29 protein-coding genes are annotated in these 22,073 nt (G+C 62.9%); 16 read left to right on the top strand and 13 right to left on the bottom strand.

What is annotated here, in order from left to right; all coding sequences use genetic code 11:
* Positions 1–108 precede the first annotated feature (108 nt).
* The gene (locus tag LJF27_RS28255) at positions 109–723 is read left to right on the top strand and encodes a cold-shock protein (protein WP_003106665.1); all 615 of its coding nucleotides are present in this window, start codon (positions 109–111) and stop codon (positions 721–723) included.
* A 48-nt stretch (positions 724–771) separates the two neighbouring features.
* Here LJF27_RS28255 and LJF27_RS28250 read toward each other — a convergent pair whose 3' ends face one another.
* Together LJF27_RS28250 and LJF27_RS28245 are read right to left on the bottom strand one after the other, a co-directional pair.
* Entirely contained in the window at positions 772–981 is a 210-nt protein-coding gene (locus LJF27_RS28250; protein ID WP_003086099.1) for a SlyX family protein, read from the bottom strand.
* On the bottom strand, positions 982–1,410 hold the full coding sequence (locus LJF27_RS28245) for an HIT family protein (RefSeq protein WP_003107742.1): 429 nt from the start codon (positions 1,408–1,410) through the stop codon (positions 982–984). It lies immediately after the preceding gene.
* Positions 1,411–2,128: 718 nt separating this feature from the next.
* Here LJF27_RS28245 and LJF27_RS28240 point away from each other — a divergent pair.
* Positions 2,129–3,454, top strand: a complete 1,326-nt coding sequence (locus tag LJF27_RS28240) for an OprD family porin (protein ID WP_003107743.1) — start codon at positions 2,129–2,131, stop codon at positions 3,452–3,454.
* Between the two features lie 63 nt (positions 3,455–3,517).
* Here the strand turns inward: LJF27_RS28240 and LJF27_RS28235 are convergent, their stop codons facing one another.
* Positions 3,518–3,925 carry a PaaI family thioesterase gene (locus LJF27_RS28235; RefSeq protein ID WP_003086091.1) on the bottom strand — a complete coding sequence of 136 codons (408 nt, stop codon included), beginning with the start codon at positions 3,923–3,925 and terminating at the stop codon, positions 3,518–3,520.
* Positions 3,926–4,032: 107 nt separating this feature from the next.
* On the opposite strand from LJF27_RS28235, the gene LJF27_RS28230 reads away from it, so the two are divergent.
* Together LJF27_RS28230 and LJF27_RS28225 are read left to right on the top strand one after the other, a co-directional pair.
* On the top strand, positions 4,033–5,748 hold the full coding sequence (locus LJF27_RS28230) for a proline--tRNA ligase (protein ID WP_003102377.1): 1,716 nt from the start codon (positions 4,033–4,035) through the stop codon (positions 5,746–5,748).
* 8 nt (positions 5,749–5,756) lie between these two features.
* Positions 5,757–6,713 carry a hypothetical protein gene (locus LJF27_RS28225; protein ID WP_003102379.1) on the top strand — a complete coding sequence of 319 codons (957 nt, stop codon included), beginning with the start codon at positions 5,757–5,759 and terminating at the stop codon, positions 6,711–6,713.
* Between the two features lie 16 nt (positions 6,714–6,729).
* On the opposite strand, the gene LJF27_RS28220 is transcribed toward LJF27_RS28225, so the two are convergent.
* Both LJF27_RS28220 and LJF27_RS28215 read right to left on the bottom strand, forming a co-directional pair.
* Positions 6,730–7,005, bottom strand: coding sequence for an acylphosphatase (locus LJF27_RS28220; protein ID WP_003102385.1), 276 nt, complete (start codon positions 7,003–7,005; stop codon positions 6,730–6,732).
* On the bottom strand, positions 7,005–7,469 hold the full coding sequence (locus LJF27_RS28215) for a TlpA disulfide reductase family protein (protein ID WP_003102387.1): 465 nt from the start codon (positions 7,467–7,469) through the stop codon (positions 7,005–7,007). The genes LJF27_RS28220 and LJF27_RS28215 overlap by 1 nt, the downstream gene beginning before the upstream one ends.
* Before the next feature lie 344 nt (positions 7,470–7,813).
* Between LJF27_RS28215 and LJF27_RS28210 the strand changes: the two genes are divergently transcribed.
* Entirely contained in the window at positions 7,814–8,197 is a 384-nt protein-coding gene (locus tag LJF27_RS28210) for a hypothetical protein (protein ID WP_003109947.1), read from the top strand.
* Positions 8,198–8,207: 10 nt separating this feature from the next.
* Here LJF27_RS28210 and LJF27_RS28205 read toward each other — a convergent pair whose 3' ends face one another.
* Both LJF27_RS28205 and LJF27_RS28200 read right to left on the bottom strand, forming a co-directional pair.
* Complete coding sequence (locus LJF27_RS28205; RefSeq protein ID WP_003112577.1) at positions 8,208–8,393, bottom strand: hypothetical protein; 186 nt, start codon at positions 8,391–8,393, stop codon at positions 8,208–8,210.
* Positions 8,394–8,551: 158 nt separating this feature from the next.
* Entirely contained in the window at positions 8,552–9,787 is a 1,236-nt protein-coding gene (locus tag LJF27_RS28200; RefSeq protein WP_003117099.1) for a YihY family inner membrane protein, read from the bottom strand.
* A 124-nt stretch (positions 9,788–9,911) separates the two neighbouring features.
* On the opposite strand from LJF27_RS28200, the gene arsC reads away from it, so the two are divergent.
* From arsC to LJF27_RS28185, 3 genes are read left to right on the top strand one after another with little or no spacing between them, the layout of a single operon-like run.
* Positions 9,912–10,265 carry an arsenate reductase (glutaredoxin) gene (arsC, locus tag LJF27_RS28195; RefSeq protein WP_003112580.1) on the top strand — a complete coding sequence of 118 codons (354 nt, stop codon included), beginning with the start codon at positions 9,912–9,914 and terminating at the stop codon, positions 10,263–10,265.
* Positions 10,262–10,858, top strand: a complete 597-nt coding sequence (gene wrbA / locus LJF27_RS28190) for an NAD(P)H:quinone oxidoreductase (protein ID WP_003102394.1) — start codon at positions 10,262–10,264, stop codon at positions 10,856–10,858. Before arsC ends, wrbA begins: the two co-directional genes overlap by 4 nt.
* A 1-nt stretch (position 10,859) precedes the next feature.
* Complete coding sequence (locus tag LJF27_RS28185; protein ID WP_003102396.1) at positions 10,860–11,279, top strand: DUF2069 domain-containing protein; 420 nt, start codon at positions 10,860–10,862, stop codon at positions 11,277–11,279.
* 180 nt (positions 11,280–11,459) lie between these two features.
* Here LJF27_RS28185 and hda read toward each other — a convergent pair whose 3' ends face one another.
* Together hda and LJF27_RS28175 are read right to left on the bottom strand one after the other, a co-directional pair.
* Positions 11,460–12,164, bottom strand: a complete 705-nt coding sequence (gene hda / locus LJF27_RS28180) for a DnaA regulatory inactivator Hda (protein WP_003102398.1) — start codon at positions 12,162–12,164, stop codon at positions 11,460–11,462.
* A 201-nt stretch (positions 12,165–12,365) separates the two neighbouring features.
* A complete protein-coding gene (locus LJF27_RS28175; protein WP_023103452.1) occupies positions 12,366–13,403 on the bottom strand; it encodes a DUF2066 domain-containing protein in 1,038 nt (345 codons plus the stop codon).
* A gap of 213 nt (positions 13,404–13,616) precedes the next feature.
* Between LJF27_RS28175 and purM the strand changes: the two genes are divergently transcribed.
* The 3 genes from purM to LJF27_RS28160 are packed head-to-tail and all read left to right on the top strand — an operon-like array spanning position 13,617 to position 16,055.
* A complete protein-coding gene (gene purM / locus LJF27_RS28170) occupies positions 13,617–14,678 on the top strand; it encodes a phosphoribosylformylglycinamidine cyclo-ligase (RefSeq protein ID WP_003109942.1) in 1,062 nt (353 codons plus the stop codon).
* Entirely contained in the window at positions 14,678–15,346 is a 669-nt protein-coding gene (purN, locus tag LJF27_RS28165; protein WP_003112584.1) for a phosphoribosylglycinamide formyltransferase, read from the top strand. The genes purM and purN overlap by 1 nt, the downstream gene beginning before the upstream one ends.
* The gene (locus LJF27_RS28160) at positions 15,339–16,055 is read left to right on the top strand and encodes a DUF3108 domain-containing protein (protein WP_003086061.1); all 717 of its coding nucleotides are present in this window, start codon (positions 15,339–15,341) and stop codon (positions 16,053–16,055) included. Before purN ends, LJF27_RS28160 begins: the two co-directional genes overlap by 8 nt.
* 53 nt (positions 16,056–16,108) lie before the next feature.
* Here the strand turns inward: LJF27_RS28160 and LJF27_RS28155 are convergent, their stop codons facing one another.
* Positions 16,109–16,669, bottom strand: coding sequence for a MarR family winged helix-turn-helix transcriptional regulator (locus LJF27_RS28155; protein WP_003112585.1), 561 nt, complete (start codon positions 16,667–16,669; stop codon positions 16,109–16,111).
* Positions 16,670–16,784: 115 nt separating this feature from the next.
* Between LJF27_RS28155 and LJF27_RS28150 the strand changes: the two genes are divergently transcribed.
* From LJF27_RS28150 to LJF27_RS28135, 4 genes are all read left to right on the top strand, one after another.
* Positions 16,785–17,018: a glutaredoxin family protein gene (locus LJF27_RS28150; protein ID WP_003163151.1), complete on the top strand. Its 234-nt coding sequence runs from the start codon at positions 16,785–16,787 to the stop codon at positions 17,016–17,018.
* Between the two features lie 11 nt (positions 17,019–17,029).
* On the top strand, positions 17,030–17,284 hold the full coding sequence (locus tag LJF27_RS28145; RefSeq protein WP_003086057.1) for a DUF2024 family protein: 255 nt from the start codon (positions 17,030–17,032) through the stop codon (positions 17,282–17,284).
* 5 nt (positions 17,285–17,289) lie between these two features.
* Positions 17,290–17,616 (top strand): Rho-binding antiterminator, encoded by a 327-nt coding sequence (locus tag LJF27_RS28140; protein ID WP_003086055.1) that lies wholly within the window; start codon positions 17,290–17,292, stop codon positions 17,614–17,616.
* Between the two features lie 94 nt (positions 17,617–17,710).
* A complete protein-coding gene (locus tag LJF27_RS28135) occupies positions 17,711–17,902 on the top strand; it encodes a hypothetical protein (protein ID WP_003454532.1) in 192 nt (63 codons plus the stop codon).
* Between the two features lie 40 nt (positions 17,903–17,942).
* On the opposite strand, the gene LJF27_RS28130 is transcribed toward LJF27_RS28135, so the two are convergent.
* Positions 17,943–19,271 carry a Wzz/FepE/Etk N-terminal domain-containing protein gene (locus LJF27_RS28130; RefSeq protein ID WP_003117106.1) on the bottom strand — a complete coding sequence of 443 codons (1,329 nt, stop codon included), beginning with the start codon at positions 19,269–19,271 and terminating at the stop codon, positions 17,943–17,945.
* Positions 19,272–19,458: 187 nt separating this feature from the next.
* A complete protein-coding gene (locus tag LJF27_RS28125; RefSeq protein ID WP_003086049.1) occupies positions 19,459–19,998 on the bottom strand; it encodes a DUF2058 domain-containing protein in 540 nt (179 codons plus the stop codon).
* A 232-nt stretch (positions 19,999–20,230) separates the two neighbouring features.
* On the opposite strand from LJF27_RS28125, the gene lpxO2 reads away from it, so the two are divergent.
* Entirely contained in the window at positions 20,231–21,169 is a 939-nt protein-coding gene (gene lpxO2 / locus LJF27_RS28120) for a lipid A hydroxylase LpxO2 (RefSeq protein ID WP_003086047.1), read from the top strand.
* Between the two features lie 42 nt (positions 21,170–21,211).
* Here the strand turns inward: lpxO2 and mazG are convergent, their stop codons facing one another.
* Complete coding sequence (gene mazG, locus LJF27_RS28115) at positions 21,212–22,042, bottom strand: nucleoside triphosphate pyrophosphohydrolase (protein ID WP_003086045.1); 831 nt, start codon at positions 22,040–22,042, stop codon at positions 21,212–21,214.
* Positions 22,043–22,073 lie beyond the last annotated feature (31 nt).

Below are 22,073 nucleotides of genomic sequence, written 5' to 3'. Positions count from 1 at the left end.
GCCGTGCGTCACGCGCATAGGCCGGCCTTCCTTCCGCACCTTTCGTTTCATGCACCGAAGCGCTGTCCGGCTACTTGATCGTTACCCCATCAAGGTGAACTCATTGACATGTTGAAAATCGTCCTTCTGGTCACGGGCGTCGCCGCCCTATTGCTGTCCTTCATTCCCAGCCTAAGAACCGAAGCCACACCCTTCCTGCAACATCCCGATGCCATCTACCTGGCCATTCTGGGCCTGATCAACCTGCTCTTCGCTCCCGTACTGCAATCGTCACATCCAACCCGCCCGCTGCAGGCCGGCGCAGCCGCCCTGCTGGTCCTGGGCGTCGTCCTGCAGGCACTGATCCTGCTGGCGCCGCTGCCGACCATCGCCGACCAGCCGGCGATCGTCCTGCCCCTGCTAAGCCTGGTGCTGGCCACGGCCCTGCAACTGGCGGGCAGCCTGAAACCCGGCAAGCCGGTCTCGCGCAGCGCCAGCGCCCCGGCAGCCCTCGGCGGCAGCCAGGACAGCGGCAACCGGGAGACCGGTACCGTGAAGTGGTTCAACACCTCAAAAGGTTTCGGCTTCATTTCCCGCGATTCGGGCGAGGACATCTTCGTCCACTTCCGAGCGATTCGCGGCGAAGGCCACCGCATCCTCATCGAAGGCCAGCGCGTGGAGTTCTCGGTGGTACAACGGGACAAGGGCCTGCAGGCGGAAGACGTGATCGCCTCCCGCCGCTGACCGCCGCGAAAAACAGAAAACCCGCCGAACGGCGGGTTTTTTGTGCATTCAATAATGGGGAGGAGGCGCTTCGTCTTCCCCCGCCTCGCCCACCAGCCCCTGGACGTCTTCCAGACGCTTGATCAATGCCGCGACCTGAAGCTGCAGTCGCTCGATGCTGCGCTGCTGCTCGACCACCACATCGTTGAGAGCCTGCAAAGTGTCATCCTGGAAAGCCTGGCGGCATTCCAGGTCATCCATGCGCGCGTCCAGCTCCATCTAGGCCTCCCCGGCAAAACGGAAGCCGTCGGTCAGCACCATCCGCAACTTGCCGCGGATCGCCTCGACCTGCTCGGAAGAATAAGGCCGAGCCGGATGGCGCCCCCAGACAGGGCCGGGCCAGGCGTCGTCACCACGTCGCCGGACGATCACGTGCATGTGAAGCTGGCTGACCACATTGCCCAGGTTAGCGACATTCATCTTGTCCGCACGGAAGGTGTCCTTGAGGACCTCTGCCAGCAGCGTGGCCTCGCGCCACAGCGCCTGCCGGTCATCGACATCGAGCTGGAACAGCTCGGTGACATCCTCCCGCCTCGGCACCAGGATGAACCACGGATAGCGGGCATCGTTCATCAGCAGCAGGCGGCTGAGGGGAAAGTCGCCGAGCAACAGGGTGTCCTGCTCCAGCCGGGGATCCAAAGCGAACATACTGACCTCTCCTGTTCGACCGTCGTTCATGGACAGCTTAGCCCCTCCCTCCGGGAAGGGCCCCGCCGTAACTGCCGCGCAGGATACTTCGCCGCCCGGCCAAAGCAAGCCCACACATCCGCCCGCCCCAGCTTGGCGCGCCTCTCCAGCCGAACGCCCCATAAGATGCCGGCCAAATGAATACAGCGCGACGCCGAACATAAGACATGCCGTGGATACAAACGCATTCGCCACAGACAACTCGATGGCAACCAACCCTTGAAGCAGACGGATTACAATCAGGTTTCAAAGCATAATTCGTTTGCTTTCAAACAGAATAGCCTCGCTCTCGAAGAGACCAACTGGAATACATAGGCGAAGCCATTTTCCAATTTGTGCACGGAGTTTGCTTATACCTCTTTCATCACAGTAAGAGGGGCCGTACGGAACATGACATTTTTATTACAAGGCCCCGCCAATCGGAAAAAGCGACTTGAGAAGCGACCTCAACAAGAGTGACCAACCCCGCGACATACGTCATTTTTTCAACTGCGCACCTACGCAGATGCGACATGCGTCATGCAATTTTGCGACAGCACGGTAAAGAATCCGTCGCTTCGGAACCTCAACTATCGCCAAGAAACACTGCGTGCTATAAGTTAGCGCCGACAAGAAGAACTAGCCGTCACTGCGGCACTGTGATGGCAGAGATAATTTCAAAACCAAAGGAGCAATCACAATGAAAGTGATGAAGTGGAGCGCCATTGCACTGGCGGTTTCCGCAGGTAGCACTCAGTTCGCCGTGGCCGACGCATTCGTCAGCGATCAGGCCGAAGCGAAGGGGTTCATCGAAGACAGCAGCCTGAACCTGCTGCTCCGCAACTACTATTTCAACCGTGACGGCAAGGAAGGTCGGGGTGATCGCGTCGATTGGACCCAGGGCTTCCTCACCACCTACGAATCCGGCTTCACTCAAGGCACCGTGGGCTTCGGCGTCGATGCCTTCGGCTACCTGGGCCTGAAGCTCGACGGCACCTCCGACAAGACCGGCACCGGCAACCTGCCGGTGATGAACGACGGCAAGCCGCGCGATGACTACAGCCGCGCCGGCGGCGCCGTGAAGGTGCGCATCTCCAAGACCATGCTGAAGTGGGGCGAGATGCAACCGACCGCCCCGGTCTTCGCCGCTGGCGGCAGCCGCCTGTTCCCGCAGACCGCGACCGGCTTCCAGCTGCAGAGCAGCGAATTCGAAGGGCTCGACCTCGAGGCAGGCCACTTCACCGAGGGCAAGGAGCCGACCACCGTCAAATCGCGCGGTGAGCTCTACGCCACCTACGCCGGCCAGACAGCCAAGAGCGCCGACTTCGCTGGCGGCCGCTACGCGATCACCGACAACCTCAGCGCCTCCCTCTATGGCGCAGAGCTGAAAGACATCTATCGCCAGTACTACCTGAACACCAACTACACCATCCCGCTGGCCTCCGATCAATCGCTGGGCTTCGACTTCAACATCTACCGCACCACCGACGAAGGCAAGTCCAAGGCTGGCGACATCAGCAACACCACCTGGTCCCTGGCGGGCGCGTATACCCTGGACGCCCACACCTTCACCCTGGCCTACCAGCAGGTGCATGGCGACGAGCCGTTCGACTACATCGGCTTCGGCGGCAACGGTTCCGGCGCCGGCGGCGACTCGATCTTCCTCGCCAACTCCGTCCAGTACTCCGACTTCAACGGTCCTGGCGAGAAATCCTGGCAGGCCCGCTACGACCTGAACCTGGCCTCCTACGGCGTTCCTGGCCTGACCTTCATGCTGCGTTACATCAATGGTAAGGACATCGACGGTACCAAGGTCGATTCCAGCTCCTCCTATGCAGGCCTGTACGGCGAGGATGGCAAGCACCACGAAACCAACCTCGAAGCCAAGTACGTGGTCCAGTCCGGTCCGGCCAAGGACCTGTCGTTCCGCATCCGCCAGGCCTGGCACCGTGCCAACGCCGACCAGGGCGAAGGCGACCAGAACGAGTTCCGCCTGATCGTCGACTATCCGCTGTCGATCCTGTAATCGACCGACAGGCAACGAAAAAACCCGGCATCGCCGGGTTTTTTCTTCTTGGCGGCAACGCGCCTATAAAGGAAGGGCGTAGGTACCGGTGACATGGGCCACCAGGTCTTCCTCATTACTCTGCGAAAACACCCCGACCTCGCAGACGACCTGGCGCCGCCCCAGCTTGAGGATGCTCGCCTCGGCCAACAGGTCCTCGGGCCTGGGCTTGCTGAGGAAGTTGATGTTCAGGTTCGAGGTCACGGCCATCTCGACCGCCCCGAGACGCCCGAGAATGACCGCGTACATCGCCGCGTCGGCCAGCGCCATGATGGTCGGGCCGGACAGCGTTCCACCGGGACGCACCAGCTTGCCGTGAAAAGGTATGCGCGCCAGCGCATGTCGTTCGTCGAGACGCTCGACACGAAAATCGATGTCCTCGGCCATGGGCAGCCCCATGCGGATCAACGCCTGTACCTGCGCCGCGTTCATTGCCTGCTGACTCCTCATCATCGATGGCCGGCGCCCTGTACGCAGCCAGACCGGCACCGTACAATGCCCAGCCATTCCTCCCGATACAACCGACATAACGGCCAAAGATGCGTACCAGTCAGTATCTGCTTTCCACGCTCAAAGAAACCCCCGCCGACGCGGTGGTAATCAGCCATCAACTGCTGCTTCGCGCCGGCATGATCCGTCGCCTGGCCTCGGGTCTCTACACCTGGCTGCCAATGGGCCTGCGGGTACTGCGCAAGGTCGAGACCATCGTCCGCGAGGAAATGAACGCTGCCGGCGCCCTGGAAGTGCTGATGCCGGCGGTGCAGCCGGCCGAGCTGTGGCAGGAGTCGGGGCGCTGGGAGCAATACGGCCCTGAGCTGCTGCGCCTGAAGGACCGCCACGAGCGCGAATTCTGCGTAGGCCCGACCCACGAAGAAGTGATCACCGACCTCGCGCGCAACGAGCTGAACAGCTACAAGCAACTGCCGATCAACTTCTATCAGATCCAGACCAAGTTCCGCGATGAAATCCGCCCGCGCTTCGGCCTGATGCGCGGACGCGAATTCATCATGAAGGACGCCTATTCCTTCCACCTGAGCCAGGACTCGCTGCAGCAGACCTACGACGGGATGTACCAGGCGTACAGCAAGATCTTCTCCCGCCTCGGCCTGGATTTCCGTCCCGTGCAAGCCGACAACGGCTCCATCGGCGGCAGCGGCTCCCATGAGTTCCACGTGCTGGCCAACTCCGGCGAGGACGATATCGTCTTCAGCGACAGCTCCGACTACGCCGCGAACATCGAGAAGGCCGAAGCCGTGCCGCGCGAGAGCGCCCGCGGCAGCGCCACCGAGGACATGCGCCTGGTCGACACGCCCAACACCAAGACCATCGCGGCCTTGGTGGACGGCTTCCAGCTACCGATCGAGAAAACCATCAAGACCCTGGTGGTGCATGGCGCCGAAGAAGGCACCCTGGTCGCCCTGATCGTCCGCGGTGATCACGAGCTCAACGAAATCAAGGCCGCCAACCAGCCGCTGGTCGCCAGCCCGCTGGTATTCGCTTCGGAGGCCGAGATCCGTGCCGCCATCGGCGCCGGCCCCGGCTCGCTGGGCCCGGTCAACCTGCCGATCGCCTGCATCGTCGACCGCTCCGTCGCCCTGATGAGCGATTTCGCCGCTGGCGCCAACATCGAGGACAAGCACTACTTCGGCGTGAACTGGGAGCGCGACCTGCCGCTGCCCGAGGTCGCCGACCTGCGCAATGTCGTCGAAGGCGACCCCAGCCCGGACGGCAAGGGCACCCTGGTGATCAAGCGCGGCATCGAGGTCGGTCATATCTTCCAGCTTGGCACCAAGTACAGCGAAGCGATGAAGCTGAGCGTCCTGAGCGAACAGGGCAAGCCGGTCAACCTGATCATGGGCTGCTACGGCATCGGCGTATCCCGCGTGGTCGCCGCCGCCATCGAGCAGAACCATGACGAGCGCGGCATTCTCTGGCCAAGCGCACTGGCGCCGTTCCAGATCGCCCTGGTACCACTGAAGTACGAAACCGAGAGCGTCAAGCAGGCGACCGACAAGCTCTATGCCGAGCTGACCGCAGCCGGTTTCGAAGTGCTGCTGGACGATCGCGACAAGAAGACCAGCCCCGGGGTGAAGTTCGCCGACATGGAGCTGATCGGCATTCCCCACCGCATCGTGATCAGCGACCGCGGCCTCAGCGAAGGCGTCCTGGAATACAAGGGCCGCCGCGACAGCGAGTCGCAGAACCTGCCGATCGGCGAACTGATGTCGTTCATCACCGAAAAACTCAGCCGCTGAGCGTAACGATGCCCACCGGAAGACCCCTGCGCCTATTCGCCGCCGCCCTGTGCGGCGGCCTTCTGCTGAGCGGCTGCGCCAACCAGTTGCCGCAGCGTAGCGAGCATGAGGAGCGCGTCGAGCGGAAGCTGCTCGAACACACCCTGCAAGTCGATGTCGGCCAGCCCGATGTGCTCGAACTGCCGCAGCGCCGGGTCCGGATCAACGACCAGAAGTCCTTCGAGGTCACCGAGTTCGAGGTGACGCGCCGTTACGACCGCTATACGCCGTACCAGGCCTGGCGGGAGATCTACGAGATCCCGTTGGGCGCGGTGGCGCTGGTGGCCGGCGTCGGAGCGAACATCGTCAACGTGGTGACCTTCGGCAGCGTACCGGACAACATCACCCACGGCTGGATCAACTACGGACTGGCCGGGGTGAATCCGTTCATGAACGTGGAATCCAACGGTCGCGCCGAACAGAATCTCGCGAGCATCGACGAGAAACAGCGCGACAAGCGCCTGGAATACTCCAGCCTGCCCTGGGCGGAGCGTCCGGTCCTGGTCAGTTCCGGCAAGGAACTCAACGAACTGCTTACCGACCGTCATGGCGTGCTGCGCCTCAACCTGCTCGACAGCCCCTTCGCCGAACAGGACATCAGCCGCATCTCGCAGATACACCTTTCGGTGAGCGACCCACAGGATGGTACCCGCGCCGATGCCAGCCTCCGCGTCAGCCGCAGCCTGCGCGGCAAGCTCCTGGAAGCTCACGCCCTGATCTATGACGACCTGGAAGGCGATGACGTCCACCACTGGGTCCATCGGGTGAAACGCCTCGCGGAGCTGGGCCTGGAAGAAGAAGCCAGCGAACTGGAACAGAGCCTGATCGAGCTCACGCGCAACGACCCCGAACTGCAGCAGCAGTTCATGCATGCCCTGCTCCGGGATGCCGGTCGCCTGGCCGCGGACCCTGGCGAGACGCCCTGACGGCGAACTCGCCTCGTCAGCGACGGACGACGAAGCCAGCGATCCCCTGCAGCGGCATTTGCTCGACCTCGACCGCAGAGACCTCCGCGTGCCGCGGGCCCCGCCCCAGCCATCGCTCCAGGGCTTTCGCCCGGTCCTCCTCGCCCTCCCAGACGACTTCGACACGCCCGTCATCCAGGTTTCGCACCCAACCGTCGAGTTCGAGGCGATCAGCCTCTTCCCGGGTCGCCTGACGGAAACCGACGCCCTGTACCCGGCCGCCGACATAGGCATGCAAGCAGATCCTCGCCATCAGCGTCCCTCCCGCAAAGCCTCGAGCTGTTTCAATATGCCATCGGCCGTCTGCTCGCCCAGCAGACGCTGACGCATTTCCCCCCGAGCATCGACGATATAGGTGACGGGCAACGCTTCGCTGCGAGGGAGCTTGAAGCGAGGCGCCGGATCATCGGCCAGCACGGTGAAGCGAATCCCCATGCCATCGGCCGACTTCTTCAACTCGGCATCGCGCAGGCCATCGAAATTCACGCCAATGACGCGCCCGCCCTGCCCTTCCAGCACCTGCGCAAGGCGATTCATCTCCGGAATCTCGGTCCGGCAGGGCGCGCACCAGTCAGCCCAGTAATTGACCACCAGCCAATGCCCGTCCAACTGCTCCGCAGCGACAGGACGCCCGTCCTGGTCGACTCCGTAATCCGCCGAACAGCCCGCGAGAAACAACACCGCAGCAGCGCCCAGCGGGCGTAGCCAACTCCCCATGTCAGGAACCTCCCGAGTCAGGAAAACTTCGGCCGGACCAGGGCAACCCGGCGCGGCACTATGGCGAGACCTTACTGGAAGCCATCCACCTCTGCAAAACCGAGTGGAGACGAATATGGGAAGAAGAAGCCCCGATACTTCCTACAAGGCACAAAGTGCGAGAAGAGTCACGACGATCGCCGTCGAACCGCACAGTTTGACGCAAAGGACCACCCCTATAATCCGCGTGCCACACACGACACGACGACTCAACCGGCCGTATGCCCAGGCATCGGCAGGATCGACTTGGGGAGAAGTCGAGAGCGACGAGTCCGAAGCCCTTTTAAACGGACACACTGCTGCTTATGAAAGACCATCTGATCGGAAGCGTCCCCGCACACCTGGTGGATGCCGCACGCCCGACCCTGACAGCCCACGAGGGCCTGGTCGCGGACTACAACATTGCCGCCTGGCTACATCTTCCGGATGCCTGCGACCTGCTGGTGTCACTGGTGGTCAGCTATCTGGATGGCGGGCGCCAGCGCGAAGTGGCGGTGGATCACGGACGAATCGACCGCCAGCAACGCATCCTGCTTTCCGGCATTGCCCGCCTGCCCGTACGGCAGAAAGTGGAGAACATGCAGGTACGCCTGAAGTCGGCGACGGCCTTTTCCCGACTGGTCGTGGAGGAGTTCTTCGTACAAGCGGTGGAGCAGGAAAACAGGTCCCAGCAGGTGTCCGAAGCTTGAGCCGGATCGCTCAGCCCTGGCGCACCTGATCGAGCAGGGGTTCGTCCCGCGCTTTCTCAGGCGACGGTTCGCTGACGCTGCGCGCCGGCACCAGCGACTCCGGCCAACTGCTGAACTGCAGCCCGGTAATCCGGTTCAAACGCTCAAGCGCTGCCTGCTCATCCTTGTGATGCAAATGGACGACCTTGTTCGACATTGGGAGCATGAACGGGAACCTCGGCGGAACTACGGAGTGAAACGACTGTCACACGAGGGTTTGCCAGAAGCGTGCCAACAGCCCTTTCCCTGCGCTTGCTGGGGTTCCTCCGGCAGCATGCAGCGCCTCATGCACATCGTTCGCCGCAAACTGACACTTTACGTCACCTTCGCTCCCGAGGTTCCGTCCGCCAGCCAGTGGGCCAGGCTTTCTCCGAACAGCGCCTCCTGCTCCACCTGCAAGCGCTCCATGGCCTGCTGGAACGGCGGATACCACGCCTCGTCCAGATTCGCAGGCATGCGCTCTCGGCTAGGCATGGGCCAGGGGCAGCGATTCAGCAAGCGATGCAGACTGTAGGCGCCAAGATCCCGGCACAGCACCCACTCGCCTCCGCCGGCGCGGCAGACGAACTGCTCCTTCTCGAGAAAGTCCAGCAGTTCCTCCCACTCATCCTCGGGCAACAGCCAACCCGCACGATGCAAGTGGGTCAGGCGCAGCGACTGTCCAAGCTGCTGGCGCTGGTGGAACACCCTCAGCACGCCGAGCAGGACGATCAGCTTGGGCAGCGAGCGCCGCCGCCAGAGACGGGAAGAAGAGAGATTGCAGACCAGCACCGCGCCGAACAGAACGATCATCCAGGAAAGATAGATCCACAGCAGGAAGATAGGCACGGTGGCGAAGGCACCGTAGATCAACTGGTAGCCGGGAAACAGGCTTACGTACAGCCCGAACAGGGTTTTCGCGGCTTCGAACAGTACCGCGGTGAACACGCCGCCCATCAGGGCATGGCGCACCGGGACCCGGGCGTTCGGGACCGCCGAATAGAGCAGGGTGAAGGCCGCCACGCTGAACGCCAGCGGCATCAGCCCCAGCAGCGTCTCTGCGCCCGGCAACGCGTCCGGGCCATGGAGCAGCGACAGCGAAGTGATGTAGGTGGTCACGGCGAAGCCGGCCCCCAGCAACAATGGGCCCAGGCTGAGGATCGCCCAGTAGAGGAGGAACCGCCCGACACCGCGGCGTGGCTGGCGAACCCGCCAGATCTCGTTGAAGGCTTTCTCGATGGTCACCAGCATGGTGAAGGCGGTGACTGCCAGAAAGACCACCCCGACCCAGGTCAGGTGCCGGGCCTGGGTGGTGAAACTCTTCAGGTAGGTTTCCACCGCTTCTCCAGCGGAAGGCACGAAATTGCGAAAGATGAAAGTCTGGATCGACTCGCCCATGCCATGGAATGCCGGAATCAGCGAAAGCATGGAAAACATCACCGTCATCATCGGCACTACCGCGAACAACGTGGTGTAGGTCAGCGCCGCCGCGCTGTTGGGAGCCTTGTCGGTGACGAAGCGATGAGCGAGGAAGCGAGCGAACTCGACCCCATCGTTGAAATGTTCGCGCATGCCCTCTCCTTGAAGTCGCGCCGGTTCTTCGCCGCTCGGGGCGGTACTTCGCGCCGACGGGTTCAGTCCTGGTCGACGAGGCGGTTAGAATAGCCGTCACTTCACCGGCCATGCGACCCCTGACATGAGCGAACTGATCCTGTTGCACAATCCGCGCTGCTCGAAATCCCGCGCAGCGCTCGAACTGCTCGAAGCCCGCGGCCTGCAACCGCAGGTGGTGCGCTATCTGGAAACCCCGCCGAGCGCCGCCGAGCTGAAAGCGATCCTGGCCAAGCTCGGCATTCCCGCCCGCCAGTTGCTGCGGACCGGGGAGGACGAATACAAGGCCCTCGGCCTGGATGAGCCCAGTCTTGGCGAAGAGGCCATCATCGAGGCAATGGCCAGGCATCCGAAGCTGATCGAGCGCCCGGTGCTGGTCGCGGGTGACAAGGCGGTGGTTGGCCGGCCTCCGGAAAGAGTCCTGGAGATCCTCGCTTGAGCAGTCCCTACATCCTGGTGCTGTACTACAGTCGCCATGGCGCTACCGCGGAAATGGCCCGGCAGATCGCCCGTGGCGTCGAACAGGGCGGCTTCGAGGCGCGCGTACGCACGGTTCCCGCGGTATCCACCGAATGCGAAGCGGTCGCCCCGGACATCCCCGCGGAGGGGGCGCTGTACGCAACCCTGGAGGACCTGAAGAACTGCGCGGGCCTGGCCCTCGGCAGCCCGACCCGCTTCGGTAACATGGCTTCCCCGCTGAAATACTTCCTCGACGGTACCAGTAGCCTGTGGCTGACCGGCGGCCTGGTCGGCAAGCCGGCAGCGGTCTTCACCTCCACCGCCAGCCTGCACGGCGGCCAGGAGACCACTCAGTTATCGATGCTGTTGCCGTTGCTGCACCACGGCATGCTGGTCCTGGGCATTCCCTACAGCGAACCCGCCCTGCTGGAAACCCGCGGCGGCGGCACGCCTTACGGCGCCAGCCACTTCGCCGGCGCCGATGGCAAGCGCAGCCTCGATGAGCACGAACTGACCCTGTGTCGCGCGCTGGGCAAACGCCTGGCGGAAACCGCCGGCAAGCTGGGGAGTTGAAATGGCCCGCAAGAACAAACCGCTGCCCGAAGTAGTGTGGCTGCAGCCGCGCCTGGCGCTCAGCCGCGCCATCAGCCTGGGAAGCTTCGTCGGCCTGGTCCTGCTCATCCTCATTCGCGACCTGATCTACGCGGACGCCCATGGTGCGGCGAGCTGGGTGCCCTGGCTGGTCCTCGCCTTCAAGCTGCTGCCGCTGCTGGTGGTGGCCCCCGGACTGCTCATGGGCAGCGCGCGCGGGCATGCCTGGGCCTGCTACGTGGTCAACCTGTATTTCATCCTCGGCGTACTCGCCGCCTTCGATCCCACGCAGCGCCTGTTCGGCTGGGCCGAAGTGCTACTCAGCGTGACCTTGTTCTGCGCCGCGCTGCTCTATACGCGCTGGCGATTCCAGTACGACCGACGGGTCGCCGGGGAACGCTGATGGTAAGGCAGGAGCCCCCTCCTGCCCTGCCGACCGCCGGGAAGCCTGCGGACAGCCAGCGCTCCGATACTGCCGGCGCATGGATGGAGAGACGGATAGAAGGCGGTCACTTCCTGCCGCAAGCGAAACCCAAGGACTGCGGCACGGCCATGCGGGAGTTCGCCGACGGACTGTCGACGCTTACCAGCCGAGGGTTTCCTTGAGGAAAGGAATGGTCAGCTTGCGCTGAGCCTGGAGCGAAGCGCGATCCAGTTGCTCCAGCAGATCGAACAGAGAGTTCATGCTGCGCGAACCGCGGTTGAGGATGAAACGACCGACTTCATCGGTCAGATGCAGGCCACGACGGGATGCCCGCAGTTGCAGGGCACGAAGCTTGTCCTCGTCGGAAAGACCGTGCAACTGGAAGATCAGCGCCATGGTGAGGCGGGACTTCAGGTCCGGCAGCTTGACCTGCAGCTCCCGGGGCGACTTCGATGCCGCCAGCAGCAGGCGCCGACCGGTATCACGCAGTCGATTGAACAGGTGGAACAGCCCCTCTTCCCATTCTCGCTTGCCAACCAGCACATCCAGGTCGTCGATGCAGACCAGCTCGCACTGCTCGAGATCGTCGAAGATTTCCGGGCCGTACTGCACCAGATCGGCCATCGGCAGGTAGATGGTTCGCTCTTCGAACTGCTCGAAACGCAAGCAGGCCGCCTGCAACAGGTGGCTGCGGCCGACGCCGTCGTGTCCCCAGAGGTAGATGAGGCTTTCCGCCCAGCCAGCCTCGGCTTCGCACAAACGCTCGACATATCCCAGTGCCGCGGCATTGGCACCGGGATAGTAGTTGGCGAAGGTGGCGTCGTCGCGCAGACGCACACTGAGGGGAAGCTGAATAGGTTTCATGCCAGGCTGGGCGGACAATCCGAAAACGCCGCAGGAGTCACCGTAAAGGCTGCAAAGTTTATACGCCTCGGCAAGGCCGCACAATGAGCAACTAGGCAAGCAAAATCAAAGGTTTGCCGATAGCCGAGGCTCCTTGCCCAGAGCATCGGCCGGTCGCGCGCCGGCCCGCTCCGTTGCATAGAAGCGGATCGGCGCGCCGACTCACTGCCAGCGGAAATTCAGTTGGGTCGACGACGGCACCGCCGCGCTGGGCGCTGCGGGCTGGCCGGAGGCATCCAGCGGTACGCTGTCGGCCGGGATTTCCTGCAACTGCGCCAGGCCCAGCTGGGCACGCAATTGCTCGGGACTGGCCTTCACGGAATAGTCGAGGCGATCGCCCCGCACGCCTACCAGACGCGCGCCGAACGGATCGAGCAGGCGTTGCAACTCGGCATAGCGTGCCAGTGTCGCGCCCTGGACCTGGAGGGTCAGGCCGGTCGCCGCTTCCGGCGTGGCAACGAAACGAGTGGACAGGCGGTTGCCGACGGCCAGCATCACGCTGTCTGCCAACGCGTCGGGCGTAGCGCCTTCAGCCTGGCCTTGCTCTCGCGAATCGCCCATCCACAGCCGCCATTGCGCCTGCCATTTGCCGTCCGCCTCCTTGGCGTCCACTGCCAGCAAGGCATCGGCGGCATAACGCTCAGAGGCTGCGCGCAGGGCATCGGGTTGGGCGGCGGTGAGGTTTTCCGGGGTACCGACGATCTGTTCGTCGAGATCCGCCAGAGGCAGGCGCAACGGCAAGCCGCGGTTCTGCGCCGCACGCTTGAGCGGTTCGGCCGAGGCCTGGTTGTCACCGACCAGGGAGCTGCCATCGACGCTTTCGTTCAGCCACCAGGCCAGCACCGCCGGCCGGTTGGCGCCCCAGCTCGGCAGGCCGGCGGCCCGCAGCGCATTACCGGTGGCGGTCGGATCGAAATCGACCACCAGCGCCAGCGGCGGACCATTTTCGAAGGCGTACTGGCTGATCAGTTGCTGCGGATCCTTCAGGTACCCCGCCAATGCCGGGTTCTGCGGCGCCTGCGGATTGCCGGTCAGGCGCACCAGCAGGGTCTGCAGGGCTCGCACCAGTCCGGCATCGCGCTCCCCGGGCTGCTGCGACGAAACCGGCTCGTGGACCTGGTAGAGATTGGGGACCGTTGCCGCGAAGACGGGCAAGCCTAGCAGGGAAAAACAGAGAACGAAGAGTCGGGCTATGCGCATGGAGGGCTCTCGACGAACGGATGGGAACGGCGGCGACGAGCTGTAAAGGCCGCGCAAGTGGACCTATACCTTAAACAGCAGTCCGTCCAGCGGCAACCGAGATGGCCGCTGCGTGGCAAGCCTGATAAAATCGCGCGCCTTCAAAACCGGCAAACAGCGTTGCACGCCTGGGCGGCCGGCCGATCTCCGAATTACCCCTATAGGCCTGGATTTATGAGCAGCAAGCAACCCTCGTTGAGCTACAAGGACGCTGGTGTGGACATCGACGCCGGCGAAGCCCTGGTGGAACGCATCAAAGGCGTGGCCAAGCGCACCGCACGCCCGGAAGTGATGGGCGGCCTCGGCGGCTTCGGCGCCCTCTGCGAAATCCCGGCCGGCTACAAGCAGCCGGTGCTGGTATCCGGCACCGACGGGGTGGGCACCAAGCTGCGCCTGGCGCTCAACCTGAACAAGCACGACAGCATTGGCCAGGACCTGGTGGCGATGTGCGTCAACGACCTGGTGGTCTGCGGCGCCGAGCCGCTGTTCTTTCTCGACTACTACGCCACCGGCAAGCTCAACGTCGACGTCGCCGCCACCGTAGTCACCGGCATCGGTGCCGGTTGCGAACTGGCGGGCTGTTCCCTGGTCGGCGGCGAGACCGCCGAAATGCCCGGCATGTACGAAGGCGAAGACTATGACCTGGCCGGCTTCTGCGTCGGCGTCGTGGAAAAGGCCGAGATCATCGACGGCTCCAGGGTCCAGGCCGGCGACGCGCTTATCGCCCTGCCCTCCTCCGGCCCGCACTCCAACGGCTACTCCCTGATCCGCAAGATCATCGAGGTTTCCGGCGCCGACATCGAGCAGGTCCAACTCGACGGCAAGCCGCTGGCCGACCTGCTGATGGCGCCGACCCGCATCTACGTCAAGCCGCTGCTGCAACTGATCAAGCAGACCGGCGCGGTCAAGGCCATGGCTCACATTACCGGCGGCGGCCTGCTGGACAACATCCCGCGCGTCCTGCCGGACAACGCCCAGGCCGTGATCGATGTCGCCAGCTGGAACCGTCCGGCGGTATTCGACTGGCTGCAGGAACAGGGCAACGTCGACGAGACCGAGATGCATCGCGTACTCAACTGCGGCGTCGGCATGGTCATCTGCGTGGCCCAGAGCGACGCCGAGAAAGCCCTGGAAGTCCTGCGTGCCGCCGGCGAGCAACCCTGGCAGATCGGTCGCATCGAAACCTGCGGCGCGGACGCCGAGCGCGTGGTCCTGAACAATCTGAAAAACCACTGATGCCGAAACTCTGCAATGTCGTGGTGCTGATTTCCGGCTCCGGCAGCAACCTGCAGGCGCTGATCGACAGCCTCCGGGACGGCGCCACGCCGGCCCGGATCCGCGCGGTGATCTCCAACCGCGCGGACGCCTATGGCCTGGAACGCGCACGCCAGGCCGGCATCCAGACCGAGGTGCTCGATCACAAGGCCTATGCCGATCGCGAAAGCTTCGACGAGGCCCTGGCACAACGGATCGATGCCCATGAACCGCACCTGGTGATCCTTGCCGGGTTCATGCGCATCCTCAGCGCCGATTTCGTTCGCCATTACCAGGGGCGTCTGCTGAATATCCATCCCTCGTTGCTGCCGCGCCACAAAGGGCTGCATACCCATCAACGCGCCCTCGAAGCCGGCGACCGCGAGCACGGTTGCAGCGTGCACTTCGTGACGGAGGAACTCGATGGGGGGCCACTGGTCGTACAGGCAGTAATCCCGGTAGAGTCGCAAGATACGCCGGAACGCCTGGCCAGACGGGTTCACGAGGAAGAACACCGGATCTACCCGCTGGCCATGCGCTGGTTCGCCGAGGGCCGCTTGCGCCTGGGCGAACAGGGCGCCCTGCTGGATGGCCAGGCCCTGCCTGCCACCGGCCATCAGATTCGCACCAAGGAGATTCGCAATGCGTAAAGCCATGCTGTTCCTGCTGACGCTGCTGACCCTGCCGGCCTATGCCTTCGAGCTGAAGCCGTTCACCGCCAGCTATACCGCCGACTGGAAACAGATGCCCATCAGCGGCAATGCCTCCCGCAGCCTGAAGGCTCTCGGCGACGGCCGCTGGCAACTGGACTTCGAGGCCTCCATGCTGCTGGCCAGTCTCAACGAAGTCAGCACCTTCAAGGTCGAGAACGACACCTTCCTGCCGCAGACCTACCGCTTCGCCCGCCAGGGTCTGGGCAAAGGCAAGCAGATCGAGCTGGACTTCGACTGGTCGCAGAAGCAGGTGCTCGGCAGCGACCGCGGCGATGCGGTGCGGCAACCCCTGAATCGCGGTCAACTGGACAAGTCCACCTATCAACTGGTCCTGCAGCATGACGTTGCCGACGGCAAGAAGAGCATGAGCTACCAGATCATCGAGGGCGAGGATGTCGATACCTACGACTTCCGGGTTCTCGGCGAGGAAAAGGTACGCACCCAGGCCGGCCTGATCAACGCGATCAAGGTCGAGCGCGTGCGTGATCCGGGCAAGAGCAACCGCAAGACCATCCTCTGGTTCGCCAAGGACTGGGACTACCTGCTGGTCCGCCTGTACCAGATGGAAACCGACGGCAAGGAATACCAGATCATGCTCAAGGAAGGCACCATCGACGGCAAGACCGTCACTGGCGAAAAGAGCTGATCCCCCCTCCCACGAAAAGCCGGGCCATTGCCCGGTTTTTTATTGCCCGCGGATCAGCCGCAGGCCTGGTGCTCGCGGCAGATCAGTTCGGCATCGGCATCGCTCAACGGCTCCCCGGTTAGACCGCAGAAGGGCGAGCCCGCACGCCGTTGATGGAACCGGCAGGACCGACAAAGGCCGAAACCAGGCACATCCTCCTGACGCTGGATGACGACCAGAAGATCACGCAACAAGCCTTGCAAGTGTTCGCCCTTCTCGCCCAGTGCCGTGACGGCCTGCTCGAGGAACTGCGGCGGAATCACCGCCTCGATCAGCGCGCGCCCCGCATCGGTCAGCCGCAGATGAACGCTGCGCCGATCCCGCGCATCCGGCAGCTTGCTGATCAGCCCCCGCCCTTCCAGCACCTTGAGCGATTGCGACACTGTGCCCTTGGTCAAGCCGAGGTATTCGGTCACGCCCAGCGGAGTATCCGAATAGCGATTACAACGCGCCAGGTAATGCAAGGCGCTCAACTGCACCGGCTGCAGCTCAGCCACCAGCGGCTGCTCGCGGGACCAGGCACGCATCAGGCTGGTCAGCCTTTCCAGGTAATCGTAAAGGGCGATGGCGGACATGGGATACCTCCTTGCCAATATAGTATCGACTAAAAACATGTTTGACAAAGAGGTCGCGCCTTGTTTAGGCTGAAAACGTATCGTATCGATACCAAATTCCCACAGGAGAATCAGCATGACCAAAGCCATCTACTACCACGCCGGCTGCACAATCTGTGTCGAAGCCGAACGTTCCTTGCTGCCATTGCTCGATCGCAAGCAGGTGGACATCGAAGTGGTCCATCTCGCCGAACAATCGGCACGCATCGCCGAGGCGGAAAAGGCCGGGGTCAAGTCGGTTCCTGCCCTGGTTGTCGACGGACAGGTACTGCACCTTAACTTCGGTGCGGCGCTCAGCGATCTGAAATAAGGAGAACGGCCATGGAGGTGAAGATCTTCGACACCCATGTGCGAACCCGCGACGGCCGCTACCTGCACTTCGATGTCCTGGTCACGGAGGAGCTGGGGGCTCGCGCCGGCGAGTTCGCTCGACGCTGGCTCGCCGGAAGAGGCATAGACGAGGCCGATATCAGCCAGGGGCATTGCAGCTACTGCCATAGCGAGATTGCGACAGCAGAGGTTGCCGAAGCCATTCGGCTCCATGGCCATTACATCCTTCCCCTGGAAGGCTGTTGAGGCCAATGGACAGCTACCACCCGATCGCCTGCGATCTCCATGACTACCTGGAGATCGCCTGCCTCTACCGCTACCGGTTGCTCCTCGAACTCGAGGACGGTGTTCGCTTCGAAGCCGAGGCGCGCACGACGCATACCCGGGCCGTTCGGCCAGGCGGCGGCAAGGAGGAATACCTTGAGGTGGCCGTCGAAGGAGCGACTCTGCTGCTGCGCCTGGATCGCCTGTTGGCGATTACCGCCCTCACGGAAGCGGCCTTGTTCGGCCGCATACGCCTGAGGGAAGAGGCCTGTTCCAGAGCATCCGGCATGCCACCTTCACACCTTGGAAACTGAAAAGGCTTTTCTCAATTCCAGGGCTATTTGATTAGCCTGCTATTGAAATAGGCTGGATTTGCCTTGATGCAGATCAACCCTGGAGCAGAGAAAGATGAGTGTGACAGTGACCGAGCGTGACGATGACCACAAATCCCGCGAGCTGCGTGCGCTTGGCCGCCGCTGCTGGGACGTGCATCAGCAGGGACTGCTGGTTGGCGTCTTCCATAACGAGGATGACGCCCACGCCTATCGGATCAAGCTGGAGAAAGAAGAAGAACTGCGGCAGATAGGTAAATCGGCCTGAACCATGCGCCCCCGCGTACTTCGGGGGCGCACCTTTGATCTCAGGTCCCGGAAAGGCTCCGGTCGAGACTGACGACTCCCGGCGGCAGGCTATCTTCCTGTACCCGTTGCCGAGGGGCACGCAACATTGCCCGAACCAGAGCCACCAGCACGCCGAACACCAACCCACCCAGGAGACCCAAGGCCACCACCAAGGCCTTGCGCGGCTTGATCGGTTTCAGAGGGGTCGAAGCCTTCTGGTCGATCCGCACCAGTTCGATCTTCAGCTCGCTCGCCTTCAGAGTCTTGAGGCGCGCCTGCTCTCCACGCAGCTTGTCGATGTTTTCGAAGAAACGCTCCTCGCCCTTTCGAGCCTGCAGGTATTGCACTTCACGGTTGTTCTCCAGCTGCTTCAGCTCCTGCTGGATCTTCGCCACGCGGGGCTCGGTGAAGTCATCGCCCTTGCGTTTGAGCAAGGTATCGCGCTCGGCGGTCAAGGCATCGACACCCATGAAATACAGGGGTATCTGCTGGTTATTCACCTCGGTGCGGAAAACGCTGCGCGAGCCATCCTGCCCGACCTCTCCCAGTGCGCCCGGGGTCGTCGGCTTGACGATCCCCAGCCGGGTGGCGATCTGGATAGCCTCGTTGAGCTGCTGGATACGCGAATCGCGCACCATCTTCAGCCGCCCGCGCAACGCCTTGAGCTCATCCTCCAGGCCGGCCCGCCGGATGCTGTCCGCTTCCAGCAACCGGGCGATCTTGCCCTCCTTGGTAGCCTGGTAACTGGCACGCTTGCCTTCGATATCCTGCTCGAGGAATTGCAGGCGACCGTCGATACGCGCCTGGAGGTCGTCCAGGATTCGCTGACGCTCGTTCTCGATGGTCGACGCGAGCATGCCGTTGAGAATGGCGGCACCATCCATGCCCTGGGGATACTGCATGGACAAGCGGAAGAAAGGCGCCGCCTGGGGGTCCTTCTTCAAGTCCGCCTGCTGCATGCTGAAGGCATCCTGGTTGAACTTCCAGAAAGCCTGCTCGGGGGACAGGCCCTCGGCGTTCAATTGCTGGAATAGCTCTGGATGGGCTTCGAAATACTCCAGCCTGCCGGAGTAGGCTGCCAGCTCGTTGCCGACGCGATCCAGCGCTTCCCGCGGAGTCAGGGCATACAGCCCGTTGACATTGACAGCCTCCAGGGCCTTGGTCTGGATCGGCCGCAACAGGACATCCACCTGGTAGGTCGGAACGGCCAACAGCGCGTAGGCGAGCGCAGCGGCGGTCGCCAAGGCCGCGATCAGCGCTATCAGCCATTTCGACGCCCACAATTGCTGGAACAGCTGAACGAGATCGATCTCCGAGGGCGAAGCCCCCGGAAGCTGTGAGGAAGGCATACCAACGTCCTTTTCGATAGGCGGCTAGCCCACAGATGCACGCAAAGGCAACCGTAGGATATTTCTGAGGAAAGGCATTATGCTATCGAAACGAAATCATCGGTAGTTATTTTAGAACTGCTTCGCATTCCAGAATTGGTAGTTGACCGGCATCCGTACCGGTCAAGCGACACTCCGGATGCGGGCCTCACCACATGAGATCGTCGGGCACCACATAGTCCTTGTAGGGATCGTCTTCGTCCGGCTCCTGGCTCTGTACGTTGAGCAGCACCACCCGCCGCGGATCGCGCTCCTGGATCTTCACCGCCGCATCCCGAGGCACGATCTCGTAGCGTCCGTCATAGCTGACGATAGCCAGGCTGCCTCGGCTCAGCTTGTCGCGGATCAGGTCGTTGACCGCGATCCGCTTGACCTTCTTGGCGTCGACGAAATTGTAGTAGTCGTCGCTTTCCAGCTTGGGCAGGCGCGTCCCTTCGATAAGTTGCTTGATCTGCGCGGCCTTGGCCTTCTTCTCGGCTTTTTCCTGCTGCTGGCGGTTCAATTCCTGGTCGCGCGCCAGCTTTTCCGCCTTGGCCTGCTCCGCCGCCTGGCGCTGGGAGTCGTCCTTGTCGACCTGGTTCTTGTGCTCCAGACGCTGCTGTTTCTGTTTCTGCTTGGTGGCCTGCTTGGCCTGTTTCTCATTGACCAGCCCGGCTTTCAGCAACTGGTCACGCAATGACATGCTCATTCGTCAACGACTCGCTCGCGTGGCACGCCCGGTGGGGTGCGGCATAATCTTCCAGCCGACTGGGGTTCAGCCGGCCCTCGCAGGGGGTATAATCCTCCAGCCTCAGCCGCCTCAACGCAAGTCTCGGCGGCTCGCAAACTGCCACGCATGCCCTGGAGACCCCTCCCTACCGTCCCGAGCACCCGCAGGCACTCCTCCCGGCCCCTGATATCGAAGGCATGGAAAGCAAGGCATGAGCGTTTCTCTCCTGGTAAAAGTCACTCTGGTGGGCCTGTTCGTCGCCAGCGTCCTGTTCGTCCATTTCCGTGGGCGCGCGCGCTTGCCCTTCCTGCGCCAACTGGTCAACCACTCCGCCTGGTTCGCCCCCTACAACTCGCTGATGTACCTGTTCTCCAGCGTTCCCTCGAAGCCCTATCTGGATCGCAGCCGTTTTCCGGAGCTGGACGAACTGAAGAACAATTGGCAAACCATCCGCGAAGAAGCCCTCAACCTGTTCGACGAGGGTTATATCCGGGCTGCCCTGAACAATAACGAAGCCGGCTTCGGCTCGTTCTTCAAGAAAGGCTGGAAGCGCTTCTACCTGACCTGGTACGACGGCCCGCTGCCCTCCGCCCAGCAGCTCTGCCCGAAGACCGTAGAGCTGGTGAGCCGCATCCCCAACGTCAAGGGCGCGATGTTCACCCTGCTTCCCGGCGGCAGCCACCTGAATCCGCACCGCGACCCCTTCGGCGGCTCGCTGCGCTATCACCTCGGCCTGTCCACGCCGAATTCGGACAACTGCCGCATCTACGTCGACGGCCAGCCCTACGCGTGGCGTGATGGCGAAGACGTGATGTTCGACGAAACCTTCGTCCACTGGGTGAAGAACGAGACCGAGCAGACCCGGGTGATTCTCTTCTGCGATATCGAGCGGCCGCTCCGCTCCCGCCTGCTGACCCGCCTCAATCGCTGGATCAGCGGCATTCTCGGGCGTGCGACCGCACCGCAGAACGTCGAAGGCGAACGCGTCGGCAGCATCAACCAGGCCTACTCGGTCGCCATTCGCGGCGGCAATGCCATCGGCGCCCAGGTGAAGCGCTTCAAACGCGCCTACCCGAAGGCCTACCGAATCCTCCGCCCGGTGCTGGCGGTGATCCTGCTGGTCATCCTCTATCGTTGGATCTTCGGCTGATTCAGATGCCGTGGCAGCCCGGCTGCCACGGTAATTTTCCCATTAACAGCCGGGCGCGCTCCTCTCCGCTTTCTTAGCCTCGCCCCAGAGGCTGTCCAGTTCCTCCAGCGAACACTCTTCGGCTTTCCGGCCGGCTTCGCGCAGGTTCCGCTCGATGAACCGGAATCGCCGCTCGAACTTGCCGTTGGCCTGGCGCAGAGCAGCCTCCGGATCGACCTTGAGATGCCGGGCCAGGTTGACCACGACGAACAGCAGGTCGCCAACCTCCTCGCCCACGGCACCCTCGTCACCCTCTGCCATCGCCTCGAGGACTTCGTCCAGCTCCTCGCGAACCTTGTCCACCACCGGCAGCGCTTCCGGCCAGTCGAAGCCGACCTGCGCCGCGCGCTTCTGCAGCTTCGCCGCCCGTGACAACGCCGGCAGGGCGACAGGAACGTCATCCAGCAGCGACAACTGCTGCGGCTCCTTGGCCTTGGCGGCACGCTCCTCGGCCTTCAGTTCTTCCCAGCGCTGCTTGACCGCCGCTTCGGCCAGCTTCGCCGCATCGGGCTTGCCATAGAGATCGCCATCGAGGAATACGTGGGGATGTCGACGGATCAGCTTGCGGGTGATGCCGTCCACCACCTCGTCGAAAGCGAAGCGATCCTCTTCGCGAGCCAACTGGCTGTAATAGACCACCTGGAACAGCAGGTCGCCCAGTTCCTCGCGCAATTGCGGGAAATCCCCCTGCTCTATGGCGTCCGCTACTTCGTAGGCTTCTTCCAGGGTGTGCGGGACGATGGTCGCGTAGCTCTGCTGGAGATCCCAGGGGCAGCCGAATTCGGGATCGCGCAGGCGCGCCATGAGGTGGAGCAGGTCGTCGAGTCGGTACATGGGTATCTCGGGTCTTCAGTGAACGGTCCGG

Source organism: Pseudomonas sp. 203-8 (genome assembly GCF_020708595.1).
GTDB lineage: Bacteria > Pseudomonadota > Gammaproteobacteria > Pseudomonadales > Pseudomonadaceae > Pseudomonas > Pseudomonas aeruginosa.
This window is presented reverse-complemented; position numbering and strand designations above follow the sequence as displayed.